Genomic DNA, 23,280 nt, shown 5'->3' with positions numbered 1-23,280 from the left:
CGAGCTACTCGATCAGCATGCAGCGCGACCCCTGCTGGTCGAGCAGTCCCGGAGGGGCCACTTTCCCTGCTGGTCGAGTAGCCCCGGAGGGGCGTATCGAGACCGACGTCCTTGGGGGCGAGCAGCGCAGCTTCCTCGCCGCCGTCGCGGGGGTCAGTAGGACTGCGCCTCGGGGAGGCCGGTGCGCAGCTCGACGGGGAGGTGGGCGAGGTCGTTGTGGACGACGAGGACCGGGGGCTTGCGGGAGCGGACGCGGATGATCGTCAGGCCGCAGTTCGCCTGGTTCACGCCGAGCCAGCGCCAGTCCGGGGCGTCGAACACGTGCCGGACGAACCAGCCGATGACGAAGTTGTGCGTGATGAGCAGGTCGTGGCGGTCCTCGCGGGACGGGGCGAGGAACTCGGCCACGGCGTCCTGCATCTGCGCGTGCCCGGCGTCGATCTCGGCCGGGGTGACGCTGCCGAAGAACGGCTCGAAGGCGCGCGGCATGTCCGGGGTCGGGCCGGAGGGGATGCAGTCGAACAGCAGCGAGGACGGCTCGATCGACAGCCCGGGCAGGACCGCCTGGAAGCGTGCGGCGGTCTCCTCCGCCCGGCGCAGCGGCGAGTGCCACGCCCCGGTGAAGGGGACGCCGCCGAGCCGCTCGGCGATGAGCCGGGCCTGGCGCTCGCCGCGGGCCGACAGCGGCCCGTCGGGCATGCCGTGCTCGGCGTCCTGCTGCTCGCCGTGGCGGACGAGGTAGATGTAGTGGGACACGGAGGTCCTCCCTGGTGCGGCGCGACGGTGCGCGGTCAGCGGGTGTTCTCGGAGCGGGTCAGGCCGCGGGAGTGGTCTCGATCTCGGCGATGCCGGCGAAGGTCGACTCGTCGACCGCTCCGACGGCCGAGATCGACGACGGCCCCCGGGCCAAGTCTGCCGCGAGTGCCTGGACGTCCTCCGCGCCGACGAGGGCGAGTCGGCGCAGGCTCTCGTCGAGGTCGACGAACTCGCCGAAGGTCAGCTCGGAGCGGCCGAGCCGCGACATCCGGGTGTCCGAGTCCTCCAGGGCGAGCGCTGCCGCGCCGGACAGCTGGCCGCGGGCGCGGGCGAGCTCCTCGGCGGTGACGCCGTGCTCGGCCAGGCGGGTGAACTCGGCCAGCAGCAGCTCGGCGACGGTACCCGCCTTCGACGGCGTGCAGGCCGCGTAGAGGCCGAAGAGCCCCGCGTCGGAGTAGGACGGGGCGAACGAGTAGACGGAGTAGGCCAGGCCGCGCTTCTCGCGCACCTCCTGGAAGAGGCGCGAGGACATGCCGCCGCCGAGGATCGAGTTCAGCACGCCCATCGTCATCCGCCGGTCGTCCGCGGCGGCCAGGCCGGGGAAGCCGATCAGCAGGTTCGCCTGCTCGGTCGGGCGGTGGGTGATCGAGAGGGCGGTGCCGCGGGTGAAGACGGCCGAGCCGCCGACGCGGCGCTCGACCGGCGCGGCCGGCGTGCTGAGGTCCCAGCCGTCGGCGGCGAGGACGCGCTCGAGCTGCGCGACGAGCACCTCGTGGTCAACCGCTCCCGCGACCGTGACGACGAGGTCGCGCGGGCGGTAGGCGGCGCGGTAGTGCGCCCAGACGGCGTCGCGGGTGGCCTCGCCGATGATGGCGGGGGTGCCGCCGATCGGGCGCCCGAGCGGGTGCTCGCCGAAGACGGCCTCGAAGAGCCGCTCGCTGGCGACGTCGGCCGGGTCGTCGTCGGCCATCGCGAGCTCCTCGAGGATGACGCCCCGCTCGGTCTCGAACTCGGCCGGGTCGAGCAGGCTCGACGTGACCATGTCGCCGATGACCTCGACCGCCATCGGCAGATCGCGGTCCTGCACCTTGGCGTAGTAGCACGTGTACTCCTTGGCGGTCAGCGCGTTGTGCTCGCCGCCGACCGAGTCGAAGGCGACCGCGATGTCGAGCGCCGACCGGGTGCCCGTGCCCTTGAAGAGCAGGTGCTCGAGGAAGTGCGTGGAGCCGAAGTTGGACGGCACGGCGGGACGGCCGTCGACCGCGGGCAGGGCGGGCGCCTCGTCGCGGGAGCCGGCTGCGACCCAGAAGCCGATCGTCGCGCTGCGGGCCCCGGGCATCGCCTCGCTGAGGATGCGGACACCGCTCGAGAGGACGGTCCGGCGGACGAGCGAGCCGCCGGCGGCCCCGATGGTCGTCTCCGGCTGTTCGAGAGGGAGTGCGACGCCGTGGTTCATCCGGCACAGCTTAGGCCACCTGCACCGGGTGATCCCTGCGCGACCCGTCAGCGGCGGGCGCGCTCCAGGGCCGCCAGGTGCCCGGCGTCGAGCTCGAGCGAGACGGCGCGCACCACGGCGTCGACGTCGGCCGGAGAGCGCGGAGCGACCGCAGCCGCGGTCACTCCCGGCCGGGAGAGCAGCCAGGCCAGTGCGACGGCGGCCGGGGTGGCCGAGAGCTCGGCGCCGATGGCGTCGAGGGCGACCAGCACGCGCCGCCCGCGCCGCCCGACGTGGGCGGCGGCGAGGACGCCGTCGGGGAGCCGGCCGAGCTGCCGGCGTCCGCGCTCGACGCCGTCGAGGAAGCCGTGCGCGAGCGGCGCCGTGCAGAGCAGCGAGAGACCCTGGCCGGCCGCGACCAGACCGAGGTCGCCGTCCGCCCGGGTGCTGTCGAGCAGGCTGTAGGGCAGCTCGACGCCGGCGAACCGCGGGTGGCCGTGGCCGGCGAGCACGCGCGCCTCGAAGAGCTCCTCGGCGGCGAACCCCGAGGCGACGGCGGTGCCGACGAGCCCGCGGGCGAGCAGCACCTCGACGGCGCTGAGCAGCTGGTCGAGCCGTCCGGCACCGTCGGGGCGGACCGCCAGGACGTCGAGTCGCTCGGCTCCGAGCCGCCGGAGCGACTCCTCGACGCGGGTCACCAGGGCGCGCGGGGAGGCGACGGCGGACGGGGAGCCGCCGAAGCGGCCGAGCAGCCGGAACCGATCGCGGTCGCGGTGCCCGGCGAGCCAGGCGCCGACCCGCTCCTCCCCCGTCGCGGTTCCGACCGTGTCCGCGACGACGACGCCGTCGCCGCCCCAGGCCGCGAAGCGCTCGAGCAGGTCGGGGCCGCCGACCTCGCGCCGCGCGAGCGCTGCGGCGTCGAGGACGAGCGGGAAGAGGACCTCGGCCGTGTCGCCGAGAGAGCGCCGGAGGGCGGCGGGGGCCACGACGGGCCCGCTGTCCGCGAGGGGCGGATGCGCCGCGGTGCCGCGCATCGTCCGAGCGCCGGAGCCGGCCTTCACCCTCGCCACTCGCCCACTCCCCCGCGGCGGTCGGGTCCGCCGAGACCGAGGGTATCCGAGCGCGGCGGGCGCCTCGCGGGGCGCTCGGGAACGCTTAATCCGATCGTTACACGGTGTTCTCCGGCGGTCTCGCGAGGGTGCCCGGCGACGGTGCGGCGACCCCGCCGGCGTCGGTGGTGGCGGCTAGATTCGGGCCATGGAGCCCCTCACCCCGACCCCCGCGACGCCCTGGTGGACGAGCGCGGTCGTCTACCAGATCTACCCCCGCTCGTTCGCCGACTCGAACGGCGACGGGTTCGGCGACCTCGGCGGCATCCGCGCGCATCTCGACCACCTCGCCGACCTCGGCGTGAACGTCGTCTGGCTGTCGCCGGTCTACCCGTCGCCCCAGCACGACAACGGCTACGACATCTCGGACTACCAGGACATCGACCCGCTGTTCGGCTCGCTCGAGGAGTTCGACCTGCTCCTCGCCGAGGCGCACGAGCGCGGCATCAAGCTGGTGATGGACCTCGTGGTGAACCACACCAGCGACGAGCACGCCTGGTTCGTGCAGTCGCGCTCCTCGCAGGAGGACGCGAAGCGCGACTGGTACTGGTGGCGGCAGGGGCGCGAGAACGCGGCTCGGGAGGCGGTGCTCGCGCCGGACGCCGAGCTCGAGGCGACCGCGGAGGCGGGCCTCGACGTCGCCGAGCCCAACGGCTGGCGCTCCTACTTCTCCGGCCCGGCCTGGACCCTCGATCCGGCGACCGACGAGTACTTCCTGCACCTCTTCGCGGTGCAGCAGCCCGACCTCAACTGGGAGAACCCGGAGGTCCGGCACGCGGTGCACGCGATGATGAACTGGTGGCTCGACCGCGGGGTCGACGGCTTCCGGATGGACGTCATCAACCTGGTCTCCAAGAACGTCGAGGAGATCGACGGGCTTGGCGGCGGCTCCGGGATCGTCGGCGGGGTGGGCCCCCGGCTGCACGAGTACCTCCGCGAGATGAACGAGGCGGTGTTCGCCGGGCGCGACGCCGCGCTGATGACGGTCGGCGAGATGCCGGGCGTCACCCTCGAGGAGGCGGTGCTCGTCACCGACCCGGAGCGGCGCGAGCTCGACATGGTCTTCCAGTTCGAGCACGTCGGGATCGACCACGGCGTCGACAAGTTCCACCCGGTCCCGCTCGATCTCGTCGCCCTCAAGGCGAATCTCGCCCGCTGGCAGGACGGGCTCGCCGAGCGCGGCTGGAACAGCCTCTACCTCGGCAACCACGACCAGCCCCGGCTGGTGTCCCGCTTCGGCGACGACGCCGCCTGGCGCTACGAGTCGGCCACGCTCTGGGCGACGCTCCTGCACCTGCAGCGCGGCACGCCGTACATCTACCAGGGCGACGAGATCGGCATGACCAACGTGCCGTTCGCCGGCATCGAGGACTTCCGCGACGTCGAGTCGCTGAACTACTACGCCGAGGCGGTGGAGGAGCGCGGCGAGGACCCGGAGCAGGTGCTCGCGGGCCTGCGCGCGCAGAGCCGCGACAACGCGCGGACGCCGGTGCAGTGGGACGGCGGACCGCAGGCCGGCTTCACGACGGGCGAGCCGTGGATCCCGGTCAACCCGAACCACGTCGAGGTGAACGTCGCGGCCGACCGTGCGGCGGAGCGCTCCGTCTTCGAGTACTACCGCGCGCTGATCGCGCTGCGGCACGAGGACGAGACGGTGCAGCTGGGCCGCTTCGCCCTGCTCGAGGCCGAGCATCCGACGCTCTTCGCGTTCACCCGCACCGGGGCGAGCGAGCTGCTCGTGGTCGGCAACGTCTCCGGCGAGCCGCTCGAGGTCGCGCTGCTCGAGGAGTGGGCCGGAGCCGAGACGGTGCTGGGCAACGTCGCGGGCGCGTCGGGCTCGACGCTCGGGCCGTGGGAGGCGCGCATCCTGCGTCGCTGACCGCCGGCCGACCCGTGGGGGCGCCGCTCAGGCGGAGGCGCGGTCGAGCTGGGCGATCTCGCTCCGGGTGATCGGCAGCGTGGCGGCTCCGAAGATCGACGCCACCTCCTCGGCGCCGCGGGCGCGCACGATGACGGCCGAGACCTCCTGGTGCGCGAGGACCCAGGCGAGCGCGGCGGTGCCGGGGTTGCTGCCGTGCGCCTCCGCGACCTCGTCGAGCGCCGCGAGCACCTTGTTGCCGTGCCGGCCGACGTAGTCGAGCGCGGCCTCGAACATGACCGACTCCGGCTCGTCGGAGCGGTGGCGCAGCCGACCCGTCAGGTAGCCGCTCGCGAGCGGCAGGCGGGCGAGGGTGCCGAGACCCTGGCGGAGCACCTCGGGGGCGACGTCCGCCTCGTAGTGCTTGCGCTCCATCAGGTTGTACTCGGCGATCACCGCGGTGAAGGCGGGCAGGCCGAGGTCGCGGGCGGCCGCCTCCGCCTCGGCCAGGGCGGCGCCGCTGAAGTGCGCCGCGCCCAGGGCGCCGACCGAGCCGTTCTCGATGAACGGGGCGACGGCGGCGAGGCTCTCGGCGATCGGGACCTCCGGGTCCTCGCTGTCGAAGGAGAGCAGGTCGATCCGGGTGCCGAGCCGCTCCAGGCAGCCCTCGATCGCGACCCGCACGTCCTCGGCCGCGAGGCCCGGGGCGTCGGGGTGGCGGCCGACCTTGGTGGCGACGAGCAGCTCGTCGCGCCGGGTGGACTGCTCGAGCCAGCGGCCGATCATGTACTCGCTGCGCCCGGTGGCGTAGTGGTCGGCGGTCGAGATCAGCGTCCCGCCGAGCTCGGCGAACGCGTCGAGGACCTCGGTGGTCTCGTCGATGCTCGCGGCCCAGCCGAAGACGGAGCCGTCGAGGGCGACCGGGTGCACGGGCAGACCGGTGGCTCCGAGGAGGCGGGGCGGAAGGGGCGTCTCCGGCGCGAGGGCCGGGGGCGTCGAGTCGGTCACGGGGTCCTCCGGTCGGGGCGGTGCGACGGCACGGTCCCGCCACCGTACCCCACGGACGACGGGCCGCCGGCCCACCGGGGTGCGGCCGCACCCCGGGAACGACGGACGCCCGCCCCGCACGAGTGGGACGGCCACCACTCCTGGGAACGACGGACGCCCGCCCCACCGGAGTGGGACGGCCACCACCCCGGGAACGACGGACGCCCGCCCCACGCGAGTGGGACGGGCGTCGGTCGTGCGGGAGGGATCAGCTCTCGGCGGGGACCTCGACGGGCGCCTCGGCGTCCTCGGCCACGACGGGCGCGAGGGACAGCTTGCCGCGGTCGTCGATCTTGGTGATCGAGACGAGCAGCTTCTGGCCGACTCTGAGGACGTCCTCGACGTTCTCGACGCGCTTGCCACCGGCGAGCTTGCGGACCTCGCTGATGTGCAGCAGGCCGTCCTTGCCGGGCAGGAGCGAGACGAACGCACCGAAGGTCGCGATCTTGACGACGGTTCCGAGGAACTGCTCGCCGACCTCGGGGTTGGTCGGGTTCGCGATGGCGTTGACCTGGGCGCGAGCGGCCTCGGCCGACGGTCCGTCGACGGCGCCGATGTAGACGGTGCCGTCCTCCTCGATGGAGATGTCGGCGCCGGTCTCGTCCTGGATCGCGTTGATCGTCTTGCCCTTGGGGCCGATCAGCTCGCCGATCTTGTCGACGGGGATCTGGACCGAGATCACGCGGGGCGCGGTCGGGGCCATCTCGTCGGGCTGGTCGATGGCCGCCGTGAGCACCGCGAGGATCGTGGTGCGGGCGTCCTTGGCCTGCTTGAGCGCGGCGTCGAGGACCGAGGACGGGATGCCGTCGAGCTTCGTGTCGAGCTGGATGGCCGTGACGTACTCGGAGGTGCCGGCGACCTTGAAGTCCATGTCGCCGAGCGCGTCCTCGGCGCCCAGGATGTCGGTCAGCGCCGCGTAGCGGGTGTGACCGTCGACCACGTCGGAGACGAGGCCCATCGCGATGCCCGCGACCGGGGCGCGCAGCGGCACACCGGCGTTGAGGAGCGACAGGGTCGACGCGCAGACGGAGCCCATCGAGGTGGAGCCGTTGGAGCTGAGCGCCTCGGACACCTGGCGGATCGCGTAGGGGAACTCCTCGCGGCTCGGCAGCACCGGCACGAGGGCGCGCTCGGCGAGGAAGCCGTGCCCGATCTCGCGACGCTTCGGCGACCCGACGCGGCCGGTCTCACCGGTCGAGTAGGGCGGGAAGTTGTAGTGGTGCAGGTAGCGCTTCTTCGTGACGGGCGACAGCGAGTCGATCTGCTGCTCCATCTTGAGCATGTTCAGCGTGGTGACGCCCAGGATCTGGGTCTCGCCGCGCTGGAAGATCGCCGAGCCGTGGACGCGCGGGATGACCTGCACCTCGGCGTCGAGCGGTCGGATGTCGGCCAGGCCGCGGCCGTCGATGCGGACGCCGTCGCGGAGGATGCGGCCGCGGACGACCACCTTCGTGACGGACTTGTACGCGGCGCCGACCTGCGCGAAGGCCTCGGCGGAGAGGCGGCCGGAGGCGATGCGCTCGGCGATCTGCTCCTTGACCTTCGCCTTGAGGGCGTCGTCGGCGTCCTGACGCTCGACCTTGTCGGCGATCTGGTAGACGCGGACGAGCTCGTCGTAGCTGAGCTCGGCGACGTTGTCGTAGGTCTCCTGCGCGTAGGGCAGGAAGACCGGGTAGTCCTTGACCGGCTTCGCGGTCTCGGCGGCCAGCTTCGACTGCGCCTCGACGAGCGCACGGAGGAAGGGCTTGGCGGCCTCGAGGCCCTGGGCGACGACGGCCTCGTCGGGCTTGGTGGCGCCCGCCTTGATGAGGTTCCACGAGACGTCGGTGGCCTCGGCCTCGACCATCATGATGGCGACGTCCGAGGAGCCGTCCTCGTTGGTGACGACGCGGCCCGCGACGGTGAGGTCGAAGACGGCGTTCTCGAGCTGCGAGGCCTTGGGGAAGGCGACCCACTGGTCGTTGCCGGAGCCGTCGGACATGAGCGCGAGGCGCACACCGGCGACCGGGCCCGAGAAGGGCAGGCCGGAGATCTGGGTCGAGGCGCTCGCGGCGTTGATCGCGAGGGCGTCGTAGAACTCGTCCGGGGCGATGCTGAGGACCGTGATGACGATCTGGACCTCGTTGCGCAGGCCCTCGACGAACGAGGGGCGCAGCGGCCGGTCGATCAGACGGCAGACCAGGATCGCCTCGGTGGAGGGGCGGCCCTCGCGGCGGAAGAACGAGCCGGGGATCTTGCCGGCGGCGTAGGAGCGCTCCTCGACGTCGACGGTCAGCGGGAAGAAGTCGAAGTTGTCCTTCGGGTTCTTCGACGCCGAGGTGGCGGAGAGGAGCATGGTGTCCTCGTCGAGGTACGCGGCGACCGCGCCCTGAGCCTGCTGCGCGAGGCGGCCGGTCTCGAAGCGGACGGTGCGGGTGCCGTACGAGCCGTTGTCGAGAACGGCTTCGGCGAATGTGATTTCAGGACCTTCCAAGAGGTCTGTCTCCTTAACGTCTGCAGCGGCACCCCTCTGGGCGCCGGCGTTCGTCGGAGCGGCATGACGGTCAGGAATCGCACGCGATCCCACGGCAGGGCTTCGTGCCGTGCCGTCGTGTGGAGGGCGTTCGTGCTGGCCACCAGTAGAAGGGCTCCGGGTCTGCCCGACATCGTCCACTGCGCTGCAGCAGCGCGTGATGTCGCGAACCGGGACTCCACCACCGAGGACCAGCTTCCTGCCGGCCTGCTCCGTGGTTCGAACCCGACGGCGACCGGCGGTCGCTTCCGGATTCGGAACCGGTTCATGCTATCAGTGCGGGGCCCGATCGACCAGGAACCGCGCGAGTGCCGCGCGGCTCCGCCCCGGGGTCACCGCCGCACGGCTACCAGATCGTGCCGGCCCCGACGGTGATCGCCGCGAGCATCAGCGCGCCGAGGACGAGTCCGACCACCGCGCGGGTCACGCCCGCGCCCCGCCGCGCGCCGCCCTTGACGAGGCCGACGACGCCGAAGACGACCGCGAGCACGTCGAGCGGGCCGCCGAGCAGCAGGCCGATGAACAGCGGGATCGGGGTCAGGAGCACGCCCAGGATCCCGAGCACGAGAGACGCGGTCGCAGCGGCGTTGCCGAGCGGGGCCGCGGGCGGTGCGAGCGGAGCGAGGTCGCCGGTCCACGCGCGGCCGTCCCAGTAGCGCTGCGTGTTCACCTGCGCCGGGTCCGGGTACCAGCCGGCCGGCGGACCCGCGGCGGCCGGCTCGTCCCAGAAGCCGGCCGCCGAGCGGTCGGCGCCGGCCGGGCCCTCCGCGTCAGCCACGGGTCTCGTGCATCAGCAGCTGGACCCGGAGACCGCCCTTGCCCTTCACGATGCGGGCGGGGATGCGCGGCTGCTTGCCGGCCTCCGTGAGCCGGGCCAGCGCGGCCTCGACGACGTTCTCGAGCCCGCGGGGCACGTAGCCGACGAGGTCGGTCGGCCGGTGGTTCGCGAAGAGCCGGACCGGCATCGGCGCATCGGTGCGCTCCTCCTCGATCGTGCGGCGCGGGATGACCGCCGTGATCTCCTCCTCGCCGAGGGCGTGCACGCGGGCCAGCTCGTCCTGGTGCGGCAGGGAGTCGGCGATGCCCAGGAGGGTGTCGCCGCGCTTGGACTTCGGCCGCAGCTCGTAGTCGTAGTCGTCGAGCTTGCCCGAGCCGCGGTCGCCGGCGGGCAGGGGGTCGGAGTCGGAGCGGCCGAACGAGAAGAGCTTCATGCCTCCATCATGGAGCGCCGGGGCCACCCCTGTCGCGGGCCGCGCCCGCCTCCCGCGGCAGGCGTCCTCAGACGGCCGAGCGCAGCATCCGCGCGATGGCCACCAGCACGAGCGCGAGCACGATCGCCACGAAGCCGACCAGCACCGGAACCGCGGGGAGGACGGCGAGCGCCGCGCCGATCAGGAGCACCGGGACGGCGAGCCCGATGTAGGAGGCGAGGAACATCCCGGCGAGGACCTCGCCGCGGGTCTCGTCGGAGGCGAGCGAGCCGGCGACCCCGAGCGCCAGGCGGAAGATCAGGCCGACGCCGGCCCCGGCGATCACGCCGCCGCCGATGAAGGCGGGCAGCACCACGGCGACGGCGCCCCAGGCGACGAGCGCGAGCCCGACGGTGAGGGCCGCGGCGGAGAGGAGCAGCGCGCGGCGGACGGGCAGGCGCGCGGCGGTCAGCTGGGCGACGGCGCCGGCGGCGAAGACGCCGAAGGAGACGACGCCCGCCAGCAGGTGCGAGGTCTCGCCGAAGCGGCCGGCCAGGAAGGTCGGTGCGAGCGAGGTGAAGAGGCCGAAGACGGCGAAGCCGGCGAACGCGCCGACCGCGGCCGACAGGAAGGTGCCGCGCGAGGCGGCGGGGACGGCGAGCCGCTGCGGGCGGTAGGCGGGCAGCTCCTCGCGGCGCTCGACGGTCTCGGGGACGAGGGCGACCGCGATGCCGAGCACGACGAGCAGCACCAGGAAGACCTCGTAGGGCACGACGAGGGGGCGGTCGACGGTCACCGCGAGGACGCCGCCGATCAGCGGGCCGAGGGCGAGGCCGCCGACGTTGACGAGGGTCGAGACGGCGCGCGAGGCACCGGGTCCCTCCTCCGGCCGGGCGATCGCGCGGAGCTCGGAGAGGTGCGCGGTCGCGGTCGCCGTGAGCGCGCCGACGCCGATGCCGGTCAGCAGGCGGGCGACGATCAGGCCCGGCACGTCCGGCCAGAGCAGGAAGACGATGCTCGCCAGCACCTCGACGAGGATCGCGGCGAGCAGGATGCGGCGCCGGCCGAGCCAGTCGCTGACGTGGCCGGCGAGGAAGAGGCTGGCCACCACTCCGACGGCGTAGGCCGCGAAGATCACCGTCACGACGAAGGCGGGGAAGCCGTCGCGCTGCTGGTAGATCGCGTAGAGCGGGGTCGGCACGGTGGAGAAGGCCATCACGGAGAGGAAGGCGACCGCGATCACCCAGAAGCCGAGGTGGTGCCCGAGCTCGGGGCGGCGTGCGGCGGAGGAGGCGGTGCGGGCGGTCGTGCGCTCGGCGGGGGTTCCGGTGGTCGGCATGCGCCCAGACTGCTCCTCCTGATCGTCCACGTCCAACGGAGGATCGTGGACGCATTGATCGACGATCCTGCATGATTCTCGGATGGACGATCGTCAGCTCGCCGCCTTCGTCGCCGTCGCGGAGGAGCTCAGCTTCACCCGCGCGGCCGCCCGCCTCTACGTGGTGCAGTCGACGCTGTCGGCGACCGTCCGCGCGCTCGAGCAGGACCTGGGGGCGCCGCTGTTCACCCGCTCGACGCGGCGCGTGGCGCTGACGGCCGTCGGCGAGGCGCTGCTGCCCTCGGCCCGCGCGGCGATCGACAGCGTCGACCGGATGCGCTCGCTCGCGGCGGAGGACGCGGCGGGGCTCCGCGGCCGGGTCCGGGTCGGCACCTTCTCGGCGCTCGACATCCTCGACCTGCCGGGTGTCCTCGGCGCGTTCCGGCGCCGGCATCCGCTGGTGGACCTGCTCCTGCGCACCTCGCCGAGCGGATCGACCGGGCTGGCGGAGGACCTGCGCCGTGGCCGGCTCGACGTGGCGCTGCTCGCGCTGCCGGTCGCCGAGCTGGACGATCTCGCCGTGACGACCGTCGTCCGCGACCGCTACGTGCTGCTGGTCGACAGCGCGGACCCGCTGGCGGGGCTGGTGCGGCCCTCCCCCGCGGACCTCGAGGGCGCGGCGTTCATCGACACCCCGTCCGGGTTCGGCAACCGCGTCAGCGTGGACCGGGCCTTCCGCGCGGCGGGAGCGACGCGACGGGTCGCGACCGAGGTCGCCGATCTGCCCGCCATCCCGCTCTTCGTGCAGGCCGGTCTGGGACCCGCGGTGGTCCCCCGATCGGGCATCGCGCCGCTGGAGGGGGTGACCGCGATCGAGCTCGACTGGCCCGGGCTGGTCTGGGAGGTCTCGGTCTGCAGTGCGCAGCGTCCCTCCGCGGCCGTGCAGGCCCTCACCGCGCTGCTGGCGGAGCGGACCGGGGCGGTCTGACGTCTCGGCCGGTCCGGCCCGGCGGGCGCTCAGCCCTCGCGAAGGGGCCCGCGGACGATCGAGTCGCCCGAGTGCTGCGGGTCGCCGTCGTCGGGCTCCTCGGAGATGTCGACGAGCGAGTACTCGGAGAGGTCGATGTCGGCGGGGACCGTGAAGCGGCCGTCCGTGCCGTCCAGCACCCCGAGCCCCACCAGTCCGGTGGCGTCGGCGGCGATCAGCCAGACCTCGCGGTAGGAGTCGGTCGCGCCGGCCGCGTCGAGGTGCACGACCAGCCGGCGCTCGCCGTCGGCGTCCTCGAGCTCGGCGCTGCCGCTCGCGCCCTGCCAGTCGGGGAAGGCGGCGAGATCGGCGCGGGCGACCACGACCGCGTCGGTGCCCTGCGAGGCCTGCAGCCAGAAGCCGCCGACGACGCCGATCGCCAGGGCCGCGAGGGCGGCGAGCGCCGCGGGGAGCAGTCGGCGAGCGCGCGGTCGGCGATGCGCGGGCGTGTGGCGGCCCACCGGCAGCGCGGTGACCGGGGCGATCGGCGCATCCGCGGTCCCCAGCGCGAGCTCGCCGCGGATCCGGTCCCAGACCTCCGCCGGCGGCGCCTCGAGGGTCAGCGAGCGGCTCTGCCGGCCGAGACCGGCGGCGTGGCCGAGCTCGACCAGCTGCTGAGCGCACTCGGGGCACGCCTCGAGGTGGGCGGCGGCGTCGGCGGAGGAGTCCTCGCCGAGAGCGAGGAGGGCGAGCTCGTCGGGATCGAGGTGGGTCATGTGCTGCTCACCTCCAATCGGGAGCGGAGTCTGTCGAGACTGCGGCGGATGTGGCTCTTGACGGTGCCGAGCGGCAGGCCTGTCCGCTCGGCGATCTCGGTGTGGGTCAGGTCGTCGTAGAAGGCGAGGCTCATCACCCGCCGCGGGACCGGATCGAGGCGGGCGAGCTCGTCGGCCACCAGGACCCGCTCCTCGAGGTCGACCGCCGGCTCGCCCTCGTCCACCGGGGCGACCGCGACCAGGGCGGCGGTGAGCCGACGCTCCCGCGAGCGGTTCTCGTGGGCGTCCGCGATGCGCTTGCGCGAGATCCCGACCAGCCAGGCGCCGAGCGCCGCGCGGCCGGGGTCGAAGCTGCCGCGCCCGGTCCAGGCCGAGACGAAGACGCGCTGGACCACGTCCTCGGCGTCGCCGCGATCGCCGAGCGAGCGCAGGGCGAGGGTGAAGACGAGCGGGGACCAGCGGGAGTAGGCCTCGTCGAGCGCCGACTCCTCCCCCGCGGCGAACCGGAGGCCGAGGCGCTGCACGAGGGCGCGCTCATCGGCGGCCTCGTCGTCGGGCTCGCGGGTCTGGGCGTCGCTCAGGGGGGTCCTCCTGGACTGGGGGCGGCAGCGGGGCCCGGTCGCGAGTGGCTCGGCGGCCTGCGGCGCTGCGGTGAGGCTCATGCTACGGCTCGCTCACAGCGGGAGCACGGAAGCGGCCGGTCGGGGTCGTCGTCGGGCGGTCACGGCGAGGGGGTCGCGATGACGACCACGTTGCTGAGGTAGTGGCGGGTGTCGTAGTCGAAGTCGCCGCCGCAGGTGATCAGGACCAGGCGGGCGGCGCCGTCCTGGACGAAGACGCTCGAGAGGTCGACCGTGGTCTTCTCCGTGGTCTCGACGGTGTCCACCGTGTAGACGCGCTGGACGCCGTCCTCGCCCGTCAGGCCGATGTGCTGGCCGGGCTGCGCCTTCTTCAGCTCGGCGAACGGGCCGAGCCCGTAGGTGAGGGAGTCGACGTGGGCGGCGATCACGGTCGTCCCCTCGGCGGCGTCGAGCCCCCGGCCGTAGCGGTACCAGCCGGCCACGTCGGTGTCGGGGACCAGCTCCATCGTGCCGTCGTCGGCGACGCCGACCGGCTGCACCGACATGTCGATCGGCAGGCCGTCGACGACCAGGCGCGTCGGCGCGAGCACCACCGGCGCGGGAGTCGCACCGAGGCGGGCGTCCGCGACCGGGACGTCCGGCACCGTGGCGGCGGACGGGCCGGGAGTGCTGGAGGGGATCGCGGCCGGCGTCGACGTCGGGAGCGGCGCACTCGCGTCAGGGGCGGGCACGACCCCGACCGCCTGTGCCGAGCAGCCGCCGAGGCCGAGGCCGACCGCGATCGCGCCGACCACGAGGAGAGCGCGCGACCGGGTGGGGATCCTGCTCATCACGTCCTCCTCTCGTCGTGGTCGGCGGCCGGCCCGGGTGCGGGGGCGCACCGGGCCGGCGGTCTTCGGTGCCGGTCGGGGACCGGCGGTCGTCGGTGCCGGTCGGCGACCGCCGGTCGTCCTCGTCGGTCAGCGACCGGCGACGGCCTTGCGGCGGCCGACCAGCGCGGCGCCGATCAGCGCGAGCGAGGCGAGCGCGGCAGCGCCCCACCAGCCGGCGGCGGCGTCGGTGCGGTTGTCGGCCGCGAGGCCGGCCTCACCGGCGGGGACACCGGACGGCGACGAGTGCAGACCGCCGATGGTCTGCGTCGCGAGGGCGAGGTTGCCCTTCTCCAGGCTGCCCCAGGCGTAGACGATCGTGTTGACGCCCTCCTGGACCTGGACGTCCGCCGGGCCGATGACCGGAGTGGTGGTCCCGGTCGCGGCGACCACGGTCGAGATCGTGGCCGGAGCGAGGTTGAGGATGCCCTCGTTCGGGTTGGTCACGTTCGTCAGCACGGGCGAGCCGCCCGCGAGGATGTCCACGGCGGGCGCCGCGGCGATGTGGCGGACCGTGAGGCGTCCCTCTCCGGCCGCGGTGGCGGAGATGTCGTTCGGGAACAGCGTCGCGGTGGGGGTGTTGTCGGGCGTGAGGTGCGCGGCGACGGTGTAGCTCTTGCCGGCCTCGAGCGCGAGGTCGACCGGGCCGATCACGGGGGCGCTCGCGTCGGCGGCGTCTGCAGCGGTGATCGCGACGGTGTACGTCCCGGTGGGCAGGTCGAGCGGGCCGGCCAGCGAGCCGGGCGTGAAGTCGTCGAGCGTCAGTGCTCCGTTGACGTACACGTCGACCGGGGTGTCGGGGACCGCGTGCAGCACGTAGAGGTCGGCCGAGTCGGCGTCGGCCGCGCTCGCGGGGGCGGCGGCGAGACCGGCGACGGCGAGGGTGCCGAGGCAGGCTCCGGCGAGCAGGCGGTGGGTGAGGCGGGAGGTGGTCACGGTGTTCCTCTTTCACGACGGGACCCGCGGGCGGGTCGGTGGGTTCTCGAGAAGGGCCTTCACCACTACTTCCGGCCGAGGGGCCTCCGCGGATGCACCGGACCGGAGAATTCTCGAAGGAATTCCCGTCCCTTCCCCACCGGTCGCGCTCAGGGCCTGGTCAGGGCCCGGTTCCGGGTCTAGCCTCCGAGCAGAGGGAGTCCCGCATGGTGCGTCGAGGCACGGTGGCGTCCGCGCTCGATCGGGTGCGGCGGGGTGGAGTGCGGCCGAATCGCTCCGTCGCCGCCGTGCGTCGCCGCGACTCCCCCGGCCGGCTCCTCGGCGCGACCGCCGCCTCCGCCGCCGCGATCGCGGTGCTCGCTCTCGCCCTCGCCGCCCTCGCTCCCCTCGCCGGGCTGCCCTCCGCGGCCGGCGGGACGACCGGGCCGTGCGACGAGCCGCGCGAGCTGCTCGCCGCCTCCTCCGTGCTCGACCGCGAGGGCGAGGCACTGGCCGGGCATCTGCTGGCCTGCGTCGACGCCGACCACCGGAGTCTGACCATCCACAACGACACCCCCGTCGTCTGGGTGCTGAGCGATCCCGGGGTGCGCGGGGTGGTCGGTCAGAGCGACCCGCGCCGCGACGCCGGAGTCACCGGTCTGCTGAGCGCGTACTCCGCTCGGATCGGTCGCGGCCTGGTGCTCCCTCCGGGAGCGTCCGCCGCGATCTCGGCCGGTCCGGGCCGGCTGGCGCCGCGACCGGACGAGGAGGCGACCCGGCTGTTCCTCGCGCTGACGGCGATCGTCGGGGCCCAGGATCAGGTGCGGGCCACCGAGCCGGCGCGAGCGCCGCGGAGCGTGGTCCGGACGTCGGCGCTGACCTGCGCGCTCGCGCTCGTGCGGGACGGCGCCGCCCCCGGCGCCGCGTCGATCACCCGGGCGGCCGGCGAGCCCGCCTGCTCGGACGCCTGGCTGCGGGCGCAGGCGAAGGCCCTCGACGACCGGTGGACTCTGCCCGGTCTCGCCGAGGCCCTGGCGCTGCCCGGACGACCCGAGGCGGACGCCGCGCTCGCCCGGTCGGCGGCCGACTGGTTCGCGGCGTCGGCCGGCTTCTCCTGGGGCGGCGTCGACCGGCCGGAGCGCCTGGACTGAGCACGCCGCCGGGGCGCGCGATGCCGGGGAAGTCGGTGGCCGGGAACGCGGAACGGGCCGCCCTCCCGGAGGAGAGCGGCCCGTTCTGAAGAAGATCGCGGTGTCATCGAGACCCCGCGCTCGACCCGGTGAGGGGAGGAGCGGAGGGGACTATCGACGCAGGCCGAGACGCTCGATCAGCGAGCGGTAGCGGCTGATGTCCACGTCCGACAGGTAGCCGAGGAGTCGACGGCGCTGACCCACGAGCAGCAGCAGACCACGACGCGAGTGGTGGTCGTGCTTGTGCTCCTTGAGGTGCTCGGTGAGGTCCTTGATCCGCTTGGTCAGGACGGCCACCTGCACCTCGGGGGATCCGGTGTCACCGGGGTGGGTCGCGTACTCTTCGATGATCGCCTTCTTGACGTCTGCTTCGAGTGCCATGAATGGGATCCCCTCTCTCTCGTTGCGCGGTGCCCGGCGCCTGATGCGTGGGCTCTCTTGATCCGCGGCCGTTGGACGGCAACCTGAGGAGCCTACCAGAGCGCAGGGGCCGGTGGTCGAGCGGATCGGGAGCCGGCCGGCGGGGGCCGGCGGGGACCGGTGGGTCAGGCGCCGACGGCCCGGTTCCAGAGCTCGACGAGCCACGGCGAGACGAGCAGCTCCCAGAACAGGACGACGAGCACGTTGAGCACGACGCCGATCCAGCCGGCGATCGCTGGACGGCCCTCGCGGCGTCGCGCGCGGATCGAGGAGACGCCGAGCAGCACGCCGGCGAGCAGGAGCGCGTGGATGATCGCGGTGTAGAGGACGCCGACGAGCAGGTCGCTGACGGCCTGGTCGCCCGGGTAGGCGCCGAGCGAGATGATCGCGTACCAGACGAAGAACGCGATCGGGACGACGACGATCGCGAGGAGGATCGACGCCGTCGCGGCCCCGTAGCGTCGGCGGAGCGCGGCGAAGCGGCCTCCCGAGGCCGCGGCGCTCGGGCTCGCGGTGCGGGTCCGGGTGCGCGGAGCGGGGGCGGCGCGGCGCGCGGGGGCGGCGTCGGCGGCGCGCGGCGCGGTGGTGCGCGGGCGTCGGGGCGCGCCGTCGGATGACGTGCTCATGCTCCCCACCCTACGGGCTCCGTCCTGACGGCCCCGTGCGGCCGATCGCCGCGCAGCACCGCCGCCGTCGCCTCCGCACGGCCCCTGCGGCCAGGCACGAGAATGGAGCAGGTGAGCCAGCCCCCCTCCGCGCCCCGGCGCAGCCATGTCGTCGACCTCTCCCCCCTCCGCGAGTCCCCCGCCTTCGCCCGCCTCTGGGCGGGCAACGTGATCTCCGGCATCGGCGGGCAGATGACGATCGTCGCCGTCGGCCTGCACATCTACGAGCTGACCGGATCGACGCTCGCCGTCGCGATGGTCGGCGTGGTGGCGCTGGTGCCGACCGTGATCGCCGGCCTGTACGGCGGCATGCTCGCCGACGCCTTCGACCGGCGGCTGGTACTGCTGCTCTCCGCGATCGTCGCCTGGGGCTCGACCGCGGCGATCGCGGCGCTCGCCTGGTTCGGCGCGGAGACCCCGCTCACGCTCTACGCCCTGACGGCGGTCAACGCCGTGGCGACGACCATCATCGGCGCGACCCGGATGACGGTGGCGCCGCGGCTGCTGCGGCTCGAGCTGGTGCCGGCGGCGGCGGCGCTCGGCGGGATCGCCGGCGGCGTGGAGGTGACGGTCGGGCCGGCTCTCGCGGGCGTGCTGGTCGCCTCCTCCGGCTTCGCGGTGACCTACACGATCGACGTGGTGCTCTTCCTCGCGGCGTTCCTCGGCATCGCCGGGCTGCCCGCGCTGGTGCCCGAGGGCGAGCGGCAGCGGCCGGGGCTGGAGTCGCTGCGCTACGGGCTGCGGTTCCTCCGCGGGGCGCCGAACATCCGGCTGTCCTTCCTCGTCGACATCGTGGCGATGACGTTCGGGCAGCCGCGGGTCGTCTTCCCGGCGGCGGCGGCACTGCTGCTGGGCGGCGGTGCGGTGACGGTCGGCTTCCTCACCGCGGCGTACGCGGTCGGGGCGCTGCTGAGCAGCGTCTTCTCGGGGCGGCTGACCGGGGTGCGGCATCAGGGGCTCGCGATCAGCCGGTCGATCCAGGCCTACGGAGCGCTGATCCTCGGCTTCGGCGCGGTGCTGCTGGTCGCGGAGCTGACGGCGCACGACGCCTCCGAGCCGAACCTCGGCCTGATCGCGGCGGCGTCGGTCGCGCTCGCGGGAGCCGGTGCGGCCGACAACGTCAGCTCGATCTTCCGGCAGACGATGCTGCAGACCGCGGTGCCCGACAACATGCGCGGGCGGCTGCAGGGCGTCTTCATCGTGGTGGTCACGGGCGGGCCGCGGGTGGGCGACCTCTACACGGGGCTGCTCGCCTCGCTCGCACTGCTCTGGCTGCCGCCGCTGGCCGGCGGACTGGCGATCGTCCTGATCCTGGCGGCGGTGCTGCGGCTCAGCCCGGGCTTCCGGCGCTACGACGCGCTGCACCCGGTGGCCTGAGGCCCGGGGCGGGGCGACCGCGCCGCACCCCGCTGAACGGGCGTGCGACGCGGTCGAGGGGCTACTCGCCCGCGTAGGCGCCGGCAGCGTTGCCGTCGGTGAGGTCGTCGGAGACCTCGCCGCTGTCGTCGTCGCGTCCCTCGACGCGGACGGGGCGGTAGACGTGGAAGCCGTCGATCTCGCCGTCCAGCTCCCAGACGACCTCGACCTCCTCGCCGTCGATGTCGGCGACGCGGGTGAGGGAGCGCTGCGGGGAGCCGTCGATGAGTTCGAGGCGGATGCTCTCCTGCTCCGCGCCGCTGTCGAGCATGGCCGTGTACGTGGTGGTGTCCATCCCTCGACGCTAGCCAGGCCGTCGGCGCGCTCGCCACCCCTTGCGGCGGCCGTGCTTCCGCGTAGCGTCGGCAGCATGACCGACACCACCATCACCCCCGCCACGGACGACGACCGCGCTCAGATCACCGAGATCGTGAAGAGCGCGAAGATCGGACTCCTCACCACCGTCAACGAGACCGGGCAGCTCGTCAGCCGGCCGCTCGCCGCGCAGGACATCGACTTCGACGGCGACCTCTGGTTCTTCACCCAGGACCCGTCGGCGAAGGTCGACGACATCCGTGCCAACCCGAGCGTGAACGTCGCGTTCGAGTCGAAGAAGGGCTACCTCTCGGTGGCCGGCTCGGCGACCGTCGTGCACGACCCCGCCAAGGTGGACGAGCTGTGGTCGCCCTCGATCTCGGCCTGGTTCCCCGACGGCAAGGACGACCCGACCGTCGCGCTGCTGCGCGTCTCGGCCGAGACCGTCGAGCTCTGGGTGACCGACTCCCCCGCCCCCGTCGTGCTCTTCAAGGTCGCCAAGGCGGCCGTCACCGGCGGCCAGCCCGACATCGGCGAGAACCGCACCGTCTCCTTCGAGTAGCCGCGGCTCCTTCCCCTCCGCGAGATGCCACTTGTGCACGCTTTTCACGGCGTGTCGCGTGCACAAGTGGCATCTCGCGGGAGGGGGGCAGGGGTTAGGGGCCGCCGAAGCGCTCGGTGCGGACTCGGGCGGGGTCGTGGCCCTGGGCGACCAGGGCGGTGGCGACGGCCTCGACGAAGGCGGTGGGGCCGCAGACGTAGACCGTCGGCTCCTCGGAGGCGGGGATCGCCGTGGCGGCCAGCAGCTCGGGGGTGAGCCGGCCCGCGGGACGAGCGGCGCCGGGCGGGGCGACGCGGGTGTACACGAGCTCGGTCTCGACGCCGCCGCGGTCGGCGGGCAGCTCGCCGAGTGCGCGCAGGTCGTCGCGGTAGTAGGCGAAGACGCTGGAGCGCACGGAGTAGAGCAGGCGCATCGGTGCGGCGCTCCCGACGCGGCCGTGCTCGCGGGCCATCGCCATCAGCGGGACCAGCCCGCTGCCGCCGGCGATCAGCTGCACCGGCTCGGTCTGCTCGGGACGCCAGACGAACCAGCCGCCGATCGGACCGCGCACCTCGAGGCGGTCACCCGCCTCCAGTCCCTCGACCAGGTACGGCGAGACCTCGCCGTCGTCGAGGCGCTCGACGGCCAGCTCGACGCGCTCGCCGTCGGAGGGGGCGCCGATGGAGTAGGAGCGGCTCGCCTGGTAGCCGTCGGGCGCGGTCAGCCGCACGTCGAGGTGCTGTCCGGCGAGGTGCCCGGGCCAGCCGGGGACGCGGAGCATGATGAGGCGCGAGGTCGGAGTGAGCGGCAGGACCGATTCGGTCACCGCCTCCGTCCAGATCACCAGTAGCGCTCCTCCTTCCAGGGATCGCCGTGCATGTGGTAGCCGTTCTGCTCCCAGAAGCCGGGCTCGTCGCCGGGCATCAGGCGGAGGCTGCGGACCCACTTCGCGCTCTTCCAGAGGTAGAGGTGCGGCACGAGCAGCCGCGCGGGGCCGCCGTGCTCGGCCGCGAGCGGCGCACCCTCGAACTCGGTCGCGATCCAGGCCTTGCCGTCGCGGATCTCGGAGAGCGGCAGGTTGGTCGTGTAGCCGCCGTAGCTCTGCGCCATCACGAAGCCGGCGTCGCTCTCGATGCCGTCGAGCAGGAGGTCGACCGAGACTCCGCGCCAATTCGTCGCGAGCTTGGACCAGCGCGTGACGCAGTGGAGGTCGGTGTGGATGTCCTCGCGGGGCAGCGCGGCGAACTCGTCCGCCGTCCAGCGGCGCACCCCGGCGGGGCCGGCGTCGATCGAGAAGGCCCACTCGTGGATGTTCGGGGTCGGCCCGATCGAGAGGACGGGGAAGCCCTTCTCCAGGTACTGGCCCGGCGGGATGTCCGGGTTCTGCTCGCGCTTGCCGAAGAAGCCCCGCGTGATGATGCCCATGTCCGCCTCAAGTCCTCGGGTGCGCCCCGGTCCGTGGATGCCGCTCGTCGCTCGCCAGGCTAGCGCGCGGCGCCCCGCTACCGCATCGGGCCGCGAGCGGCGAGCCCGCGACCGTGTCGGGGGTGGGTGCGAGGATCGGGCCATGAGCAGAACAGTCGTGCCGCCGTATCTCCTCGTCCGCATCGCCCGACTCGACGACCCGGCGTTCGCCCGGGCCGCGCGGGCGGCCAGCCGCTCGCTCGAGCAGGACGTGCCCTTCCGTCGCGTCCGGCCGGGCGAGCCCTCCCCCGGTCGCTCGACCGCCACCGCGTCGCCGGTACCCCGCGCGGAGCGGGTCGCCGCCCTCCAGCGGACCATCTCGGACGCGCAGTCGACCGAGACCCTGCCCGGCACCGTCGTGCGCACCGAGGGCGCTCCCGCCACCGGCGACGCCGCGGCGGACGAGGCCTACGACGGGCTCGGCGCGATGTCCGAGTTCCTGCAGCAGGCCTTCGGCCGCGACTCGATCGACGACGCCTGGCTGCCGCTGGACGCGACGGTGCACTTCGGCGAGGACTACGACAACGCCTTCTGGGACGGCTCGCGGATGGTCTTCGGCGACGGCGACGGGCAGGTCTTCCGCCGGTTCACGGTCTCGCAGAGCGTGATCGGCCACGAGTTGGCGCACGGGATCACCGAGTACACCGCCAACCTGGTCTACCGCGGGCAGTCGGGGGCGCTCAACGAGTCGATCTCGGACGTGTTCGGCGCGATGCTCGAGCAGTTCGGCGCCGGCCAGAGCGCGGAGGACGCGAGCTGGCTGATCGGCGAGGGCCTCTTCACCGACGAGGTGCAGGGCACCGCGCTGCGCTCGATGATCGCGCCGGGCACCGCCTACGACGACGACGTGCTCGGGAAGGACCCGCAGCCCGGCTCGATGGCCGACTACGTCGACACCGAGGACGACAACGGCGGCGTGCACATCAACTCCGGCATCCCCAACCGCGCCTTCGCGGTCGCGGCGCTCGAGCTCGGCGGTCCCTCGTGGGAGCGCGCGGGGCAGGTCTGGTACGACGTGCTGACCGGCGGCGTGCTGACGGCGACGGCGGACTTCGAGGGCTTCGCGGCGCTCACCGTGACCGCGGCGGCCGAGCGCTTCGGCGCCGGCTCCGAGGTCGAGGCGGCGGTCCGCACCGGCTGGACGACGGTGGGGGTCGCGCTGCCGGAGTAGCGGCCTCCCCCTGCTGGTCGAGGAGCCCCGCAGGGGCGTATCGAGACCCACCACCGTCAGCAGTCCGGTCCGTGGACTCGCCTCTCGGCGGTGGTGGATCTACTTGGAAGAGACGCCCGCAGACATGCTGGTCGAGTAGCCCCGCAGGGGCGTATCGAGACCCACCCCCGCATGAACGTCAGTCTCTTCCCCGCCCTGCGCTGGCGCCGAAGGCGCCTCCTCCGCTCGATACGGCCGCTGCGCGGGCTACTCGATCAGCATGAGGCGAACACTGCGCGGACCACGCGGGTGGCAGGGGCGCCCGCTGCGCGGACCACGCGGGTGGCAGGGTCGCCCGCCGCGCGGGCTGCTCGACCAGCATGCTGTGGGGGCGGGCGCGTACGATCGCGGCCATGGATGTGATCGTGTCGCGCAGTGGCGGCTTCGCCGGGCTCCGCCGGGTCTGGCGGATCGATGTCGATCAGCAGCCGGACGAGGGCGCCTGGCACGCTCTGATCGGCTCGCTCGACTGGGACGACCGGCCGCGCGCCGCGGCGACTCCTGCCGGGCGGCCAGATCGCTTCGTCTACGAGATCCGGGTGCAGACGCACACGGTGCGGCTCGGTGAGACGGAGCTCGACGGGGCCTGGCGCGAGCTGGTCGACCGGGTGAAGAGGGCGCAGCCGCGCTGAGGGGCGGCTGCGGGGAACGACGAAGGCGCAGACCCCGGTGATCCGGGGGCTGCGCCTTCAGTGCTTGAGGGTGGGTCTCGATACGCCCCTTCGG

Annotated in this window: 24 protein-coding genes; 7 read left to right on the top strand and 17 right to left on the bottom strand. The window is 73.7% G+C overall.

Features of this window, described 5'->3' with window-relative positions; all coding sequences use genetic code 11:
• Nucleotides 1-153: 153 nt before the first annotated feature.
• From MT351_RS13005 to MT351_RS12995, 3 genes are read right to left on the bottom strand one after another with little or no spacing between them, the layout of a single operon-like run.
• Nucleotides 154-756, bottom strand: coding sequence for a histidine phosphatase family protein (locus tag MT351_RS13005; RefSeq protein WP_123447881.1), 603 nt, complete (start codon nucleotides 754-756; stop codon nucleotides 154-156).
• A gap of 58 nt (nucleotides 757-814) precedes the next feature.
• A complete protein-coding gene (locus MT351_RS13000; RefSeq protein ID WP_123737198.1) occupies nucleotides 815-2,212 on the bottom strand; it encodes a pitrilysin family protein in 1,398 nt (465 codons plus the stop codon).
• Between the two features lie 47 nt (nucleotides 2,213-2,259).
• Nucleotides 2,260-3,261, bottom strand: coding sequence for an aldo/keto reductase (locus MT351_RS12995; protein ID WP_132438254.1), 1,002 nt, complete (start codon nucleotides 3,259-3,261; stop codon nucleotides 2,260-2,262).
• Between the two features lie 187 nt (nucleotides 3,262-3,448).
• Here MT351_RS12995 and MT351_RS12990 point away from each other — a divergent pair, with 187 nt between their 5' ends.
• The gene (locus MT351_RS12990) at nucleotides 3,449-5,179 is read left to right on the top strand and encodes an alpha-glucosidase (protein ID WP_132438255.1); all 1,731 of its coding nucleotides are present in this window, start codon (nucleotides 3,449-3,451) and stop codon (nucleotides 5,177-5,179) included.
• A gap of 27 nt (nucleotides 5,180-5,206) precedes the next feature.
• Here MT351_RS12990 and MT351_RS12985 read toward each other — a convergent pair whose 3' ends face one another.
• The 5 genes from MT351_RS12985 to MT351_RS12965 all read right to left on the bottom strand — a co-directional run bounded on the left by MT351_RS12985 (nucleotide 5,207) and on the right by MT351_RS12965 (nucleotide 11,246).
• Nucleotides 5,207-6,166: an aldo/keto reductase gene (locus MT351_RS12985; protein WP_165909215.1), complete on the bottom strand. Its 960-nt coding sequence runs from the start codon at nucleotides 6,164-6,166 to the stop codon at nucleotides 5,207-5,209.
• 247 nt (nucleotides 6,167-6,413) lie between these two features.
• Complete coding sequence (locus MT351_RS12980; protein WP_243582377.1) at nucleotides 6,414-8,678, bottom strand: polyribonucleotide nucleotidyltransferase; 2,265 nt, start codon at nucleotides 8,676-8,678, stop codon at nucleotides 6,414-6,416.
• Between the two features lie 385 nt (nucleotides 8,679-9,063).
• Entirely contained in the window at nucleotides 9,064-9,495 is a 432-nt protein-coding gene (locus MT351_RS12975) for a DUF2510 domain-containing protein (protein WP_123737202.1), read from the bottom strand.
• Nucleotides 9,488-9,928 (bottom strand): hypothetical protein, encoded by a 441-nt coding sequence (locus tag MT351_RS12970; protein ID WP_123447888.1) that lies wholly within the window; start codon nucleotides 9,926-9,928, stop codon nucleotides 9,488-9,490. The genes MT351_RS12975 and MT351_RS12970 overlap by 8 nt, the downstream gene beginning before the upstream one ends.
• A 67-nt stretch (nucleotides 9,929-9,995) precedes the next feature.
• Nucleotides 9,996-11,246 carry an MFS transporter gene (locus MT351_RS12965; RefSeq protein WP_243582376.1) on the bottom strand — a complete coding sequence of 417 codons (1,251 nt, stop codon included), beginning with the start codon at nucleotides 11,244-11,246 and terminating at the stop codon, nucleotides 9,996-9,998.
• Nucleotides 11,247-11,328: 82 nt separating this feature from the next.
• Between MT351_RS12965 and MT351_RS12960 the strand changes: the two genes are divergently transcribed.
• Nucleotides 11,329-12,213, top strand: coding sequence for a LysR family transcriptional regulator (locus MT351_RS12960; RefSeq protein ID WP_123447890.1), 885 nt, complete (start codon nucleotides 11,329-11,331; stop codon nucleotides 12,211-12,213).
• 29 nt (nucleotides 12,214-12,242) lie between these two features.
• Here MT351_RS12960 and MT351_RS12955 read toward each other — a convergent pair whose 3' ends face one another.
• The 4 genes from MT351_RS12955 to MT351_RS12940 form a co-directional block, all read right to left on the bottom strand.
• Nucleotides 12,243-12,968, bottom strand: coding sequence for an anti-sigma factor (locus tag MT351_RS12955; RefSeq protein WP_243582375.1), 726 nt, complete (start codon nucleotides 12,966-12,968; stop codon nucleotides 12,243-12,245).
• Entirely contained in the window at nucleotides 12,965-13,630 is a 666-nt protein-coding gene (locus MT351_RS12950; protein ID WP_123737206.1) for an RNA polymerase sigma factor, read from the bottom strand. Before MT351_RS12950 ends, MT351_RS12955 begins: the two co-directional genes overlap by 4 nt.
• A gap of 59 nt (nucleotides 13,631-13,689) precedes the next feature.
• Nucleotides 13,690-14,379: a class F sortase gene (locus MT351_RS12945; protein ID WP_243582374.1), complete on the bottom strand. Its 690-nt coding sequence runs from the start codon at nucleotides 14,377-14,379 to the stop codon at nucleotides 13,690-13,692.
• A gap of 129 nt (nucleotides 14,380-14,508) precedes the next feature.
• Nucleotides 14,509-15,354: a DUF4397 domain-containing protein gene (locus MT351_RS12940; RefSeq protein WP_243582373.1), complete on the bottom strand. Its 846-nt coding sequence runs from the start codon at nucleotides 15,352-15,354 to the stop codon at nucleotides 14,509-14,511.
• 206 nt (nucleotides 15,355-15,560) lie between these two features.
• Between MT351_RS12940 and MT351_RS12935 the strand changes: the two genes are divergently transcribed.
• Nucleotides 15,561-16,484, top strand: coding sequence for a hypothetical protein (locus MT351_RS12935; protein WP_243582372.1), 924 nt, complete (start codon nucleotides 15,561-15,563; stop codon nucleotides 16,482-16,484).
• A 150-nt stretch (nucleotides 16,485-16,634) separates the two neighbouring features.
• On the opposite strand, the gene rpsO is transcribed toward MT351_RS12935, so the two are convergent.
• Together rpsO and MT351_RS12925 are read right to left on the bottom strand one after the other, a co-directional pair.
• Nucleotides 16,635-16,904 (bottom strand): 30S ribosomal protein S15, encoded by a 270-nt coding sequence (gene rpsO, locus MT351_RS12930; RefSeq protein WP_123447896.1) that lies wholly within the window; start codon nucleotides 16,902-16,904, stop codon nucleotides 16,635-16,637.
• A 164-nt stretch (nucleotides 16,905-17,068) separates the two neighbouring features.
• Nucleotides 17,069-17,569, bottom strand: coding sequence for a hypothetical protein (locus MT351_RS12925; protein WP_243582371.1), 501 nt, complete (start codon nucleotides 17,567-17,569; stop codon nucleotides 17,069-17,071).
• A gap of 102 nt (nucleotides 17,570-17,671) precedes the next feature.
• Between MT351_RS12925 and MT351_RS12920 the strand changes: the two genes are divergently transcribed.
• Nucleotides 17,672-18,985: an MFS transporter gene (locus MT351_RS12920; RefSeq protein ID WP_374204770.1), complete on the top strand. Its 1,314-nt coding sequence runs from the start codon at nucleotides 17,672-17,674 to the stop codon at nucleotides 18,983-18,985.
• A 61-nt stretch (nucleotides 18,986-19,046) separates the two neighbouring features.
• Here the strand turns inward: MT351_RS12920 and MT351_RS12915 are convergent, their stop codons facing one another.
• A complete protein-coding gene (locus MT351_RS12915; protein WP_123704987.1) occupies nucleotides 19,047-19,319 on the bottom strand; it encodes a hypothetical protein in 273 nt (90 codons plus the stop codon).
• Between the two features lie 75 nt (nucleotides 19,320-19,394).
• On the opposite strand from MT351_RS12915, the gene MT351_RS12910 reads away from it, so the two are divergent.
• A complete protein-coding gene (locus tag MT351_RS12910) occupies nucleotides 19,395-19,901 on the top strand; it encodes a pyridoxamine 5'-phosphate oxidase family protein (protein WP_243582369.1) in 507 nt (168 codons plus the stop codon).
• A gap of 94 nt (nucleotides 19,902-19,995) precedes the next feature.
• On the opposite strand, the gene MT351_RS12905 is transcribed toward MT351_RS12910, so the two are convergent.
• Nucleotides 19,996-20,724: a ferredoxin reductase gene (locus MT351_RS12905; protein WP_308197752.1), complete on the bottom strand. Its 729-nt coding sequence runs from the start codon at nucleotides 20,722-20,724 to the stop codon at nucleotides 19,996-19,998.
• Complete coding sequence (locus tag MT351_RS12900) at nucleotides 20,721-21,305, bottom strand: molybdopterin-dependent oxidoreductase (protein ID WP_123447901.1); 585 nt, start codon at nucleotides 21,303-21,305, stop codon at nucleotides 20,721-20,723. Before MT351_RS12900 ends, MT351_RS12905 begins: the two co-directional genes overlap by 4 nt.
• A 142-nt stretch (nucleotides 21,306-21,447) precedes the next feature.
• Between MT351_RS12900 and MT351_RS12895 the strand changes: the two genes are divergently transcribed.
• The gene (locus MT351_RS12895) at nucleotides 21,448-22,515 is read left to right on the top strand and encodes a M4 family metallopeptidase (protein ID WP_123737213.1); all 1,068 of its coding nucleotides are present in this window, start codon (nucleotides 21,448-21,450) and stop codon (nucleotides 22,513-22,515) included.
• A gap of 392 nt (nucleotides 22,516-22,907) precedes the next feature.
• On the top strand, nucleotides 22,908-23,186 hold the full coding sequence (locus MT351_RS12890; RefSeq protein ID WP_123447903.1) for a protealysin inhibitor emfourin: 279 nt from the start codon (nucleotides 22,908-22,910) through the stop codon (nucleotides 23,184-23,186).
• Nucleotides 23,187-23,280: the final 94 nt, after the last annotated feature.

Source organism: Rathayibacter sp. VKM Ac-2926 (genome assembly GCF_022815565.1).
GTDB lineage: Bacteria > Actinomycetota > Actinomycetes > Actinomycetales > Microbacteriaceae > Rathayibacter > Rathayibacter festucae.
This window is presented reverse-complemented; position numbering and strand designations above follow the sequence as displayed.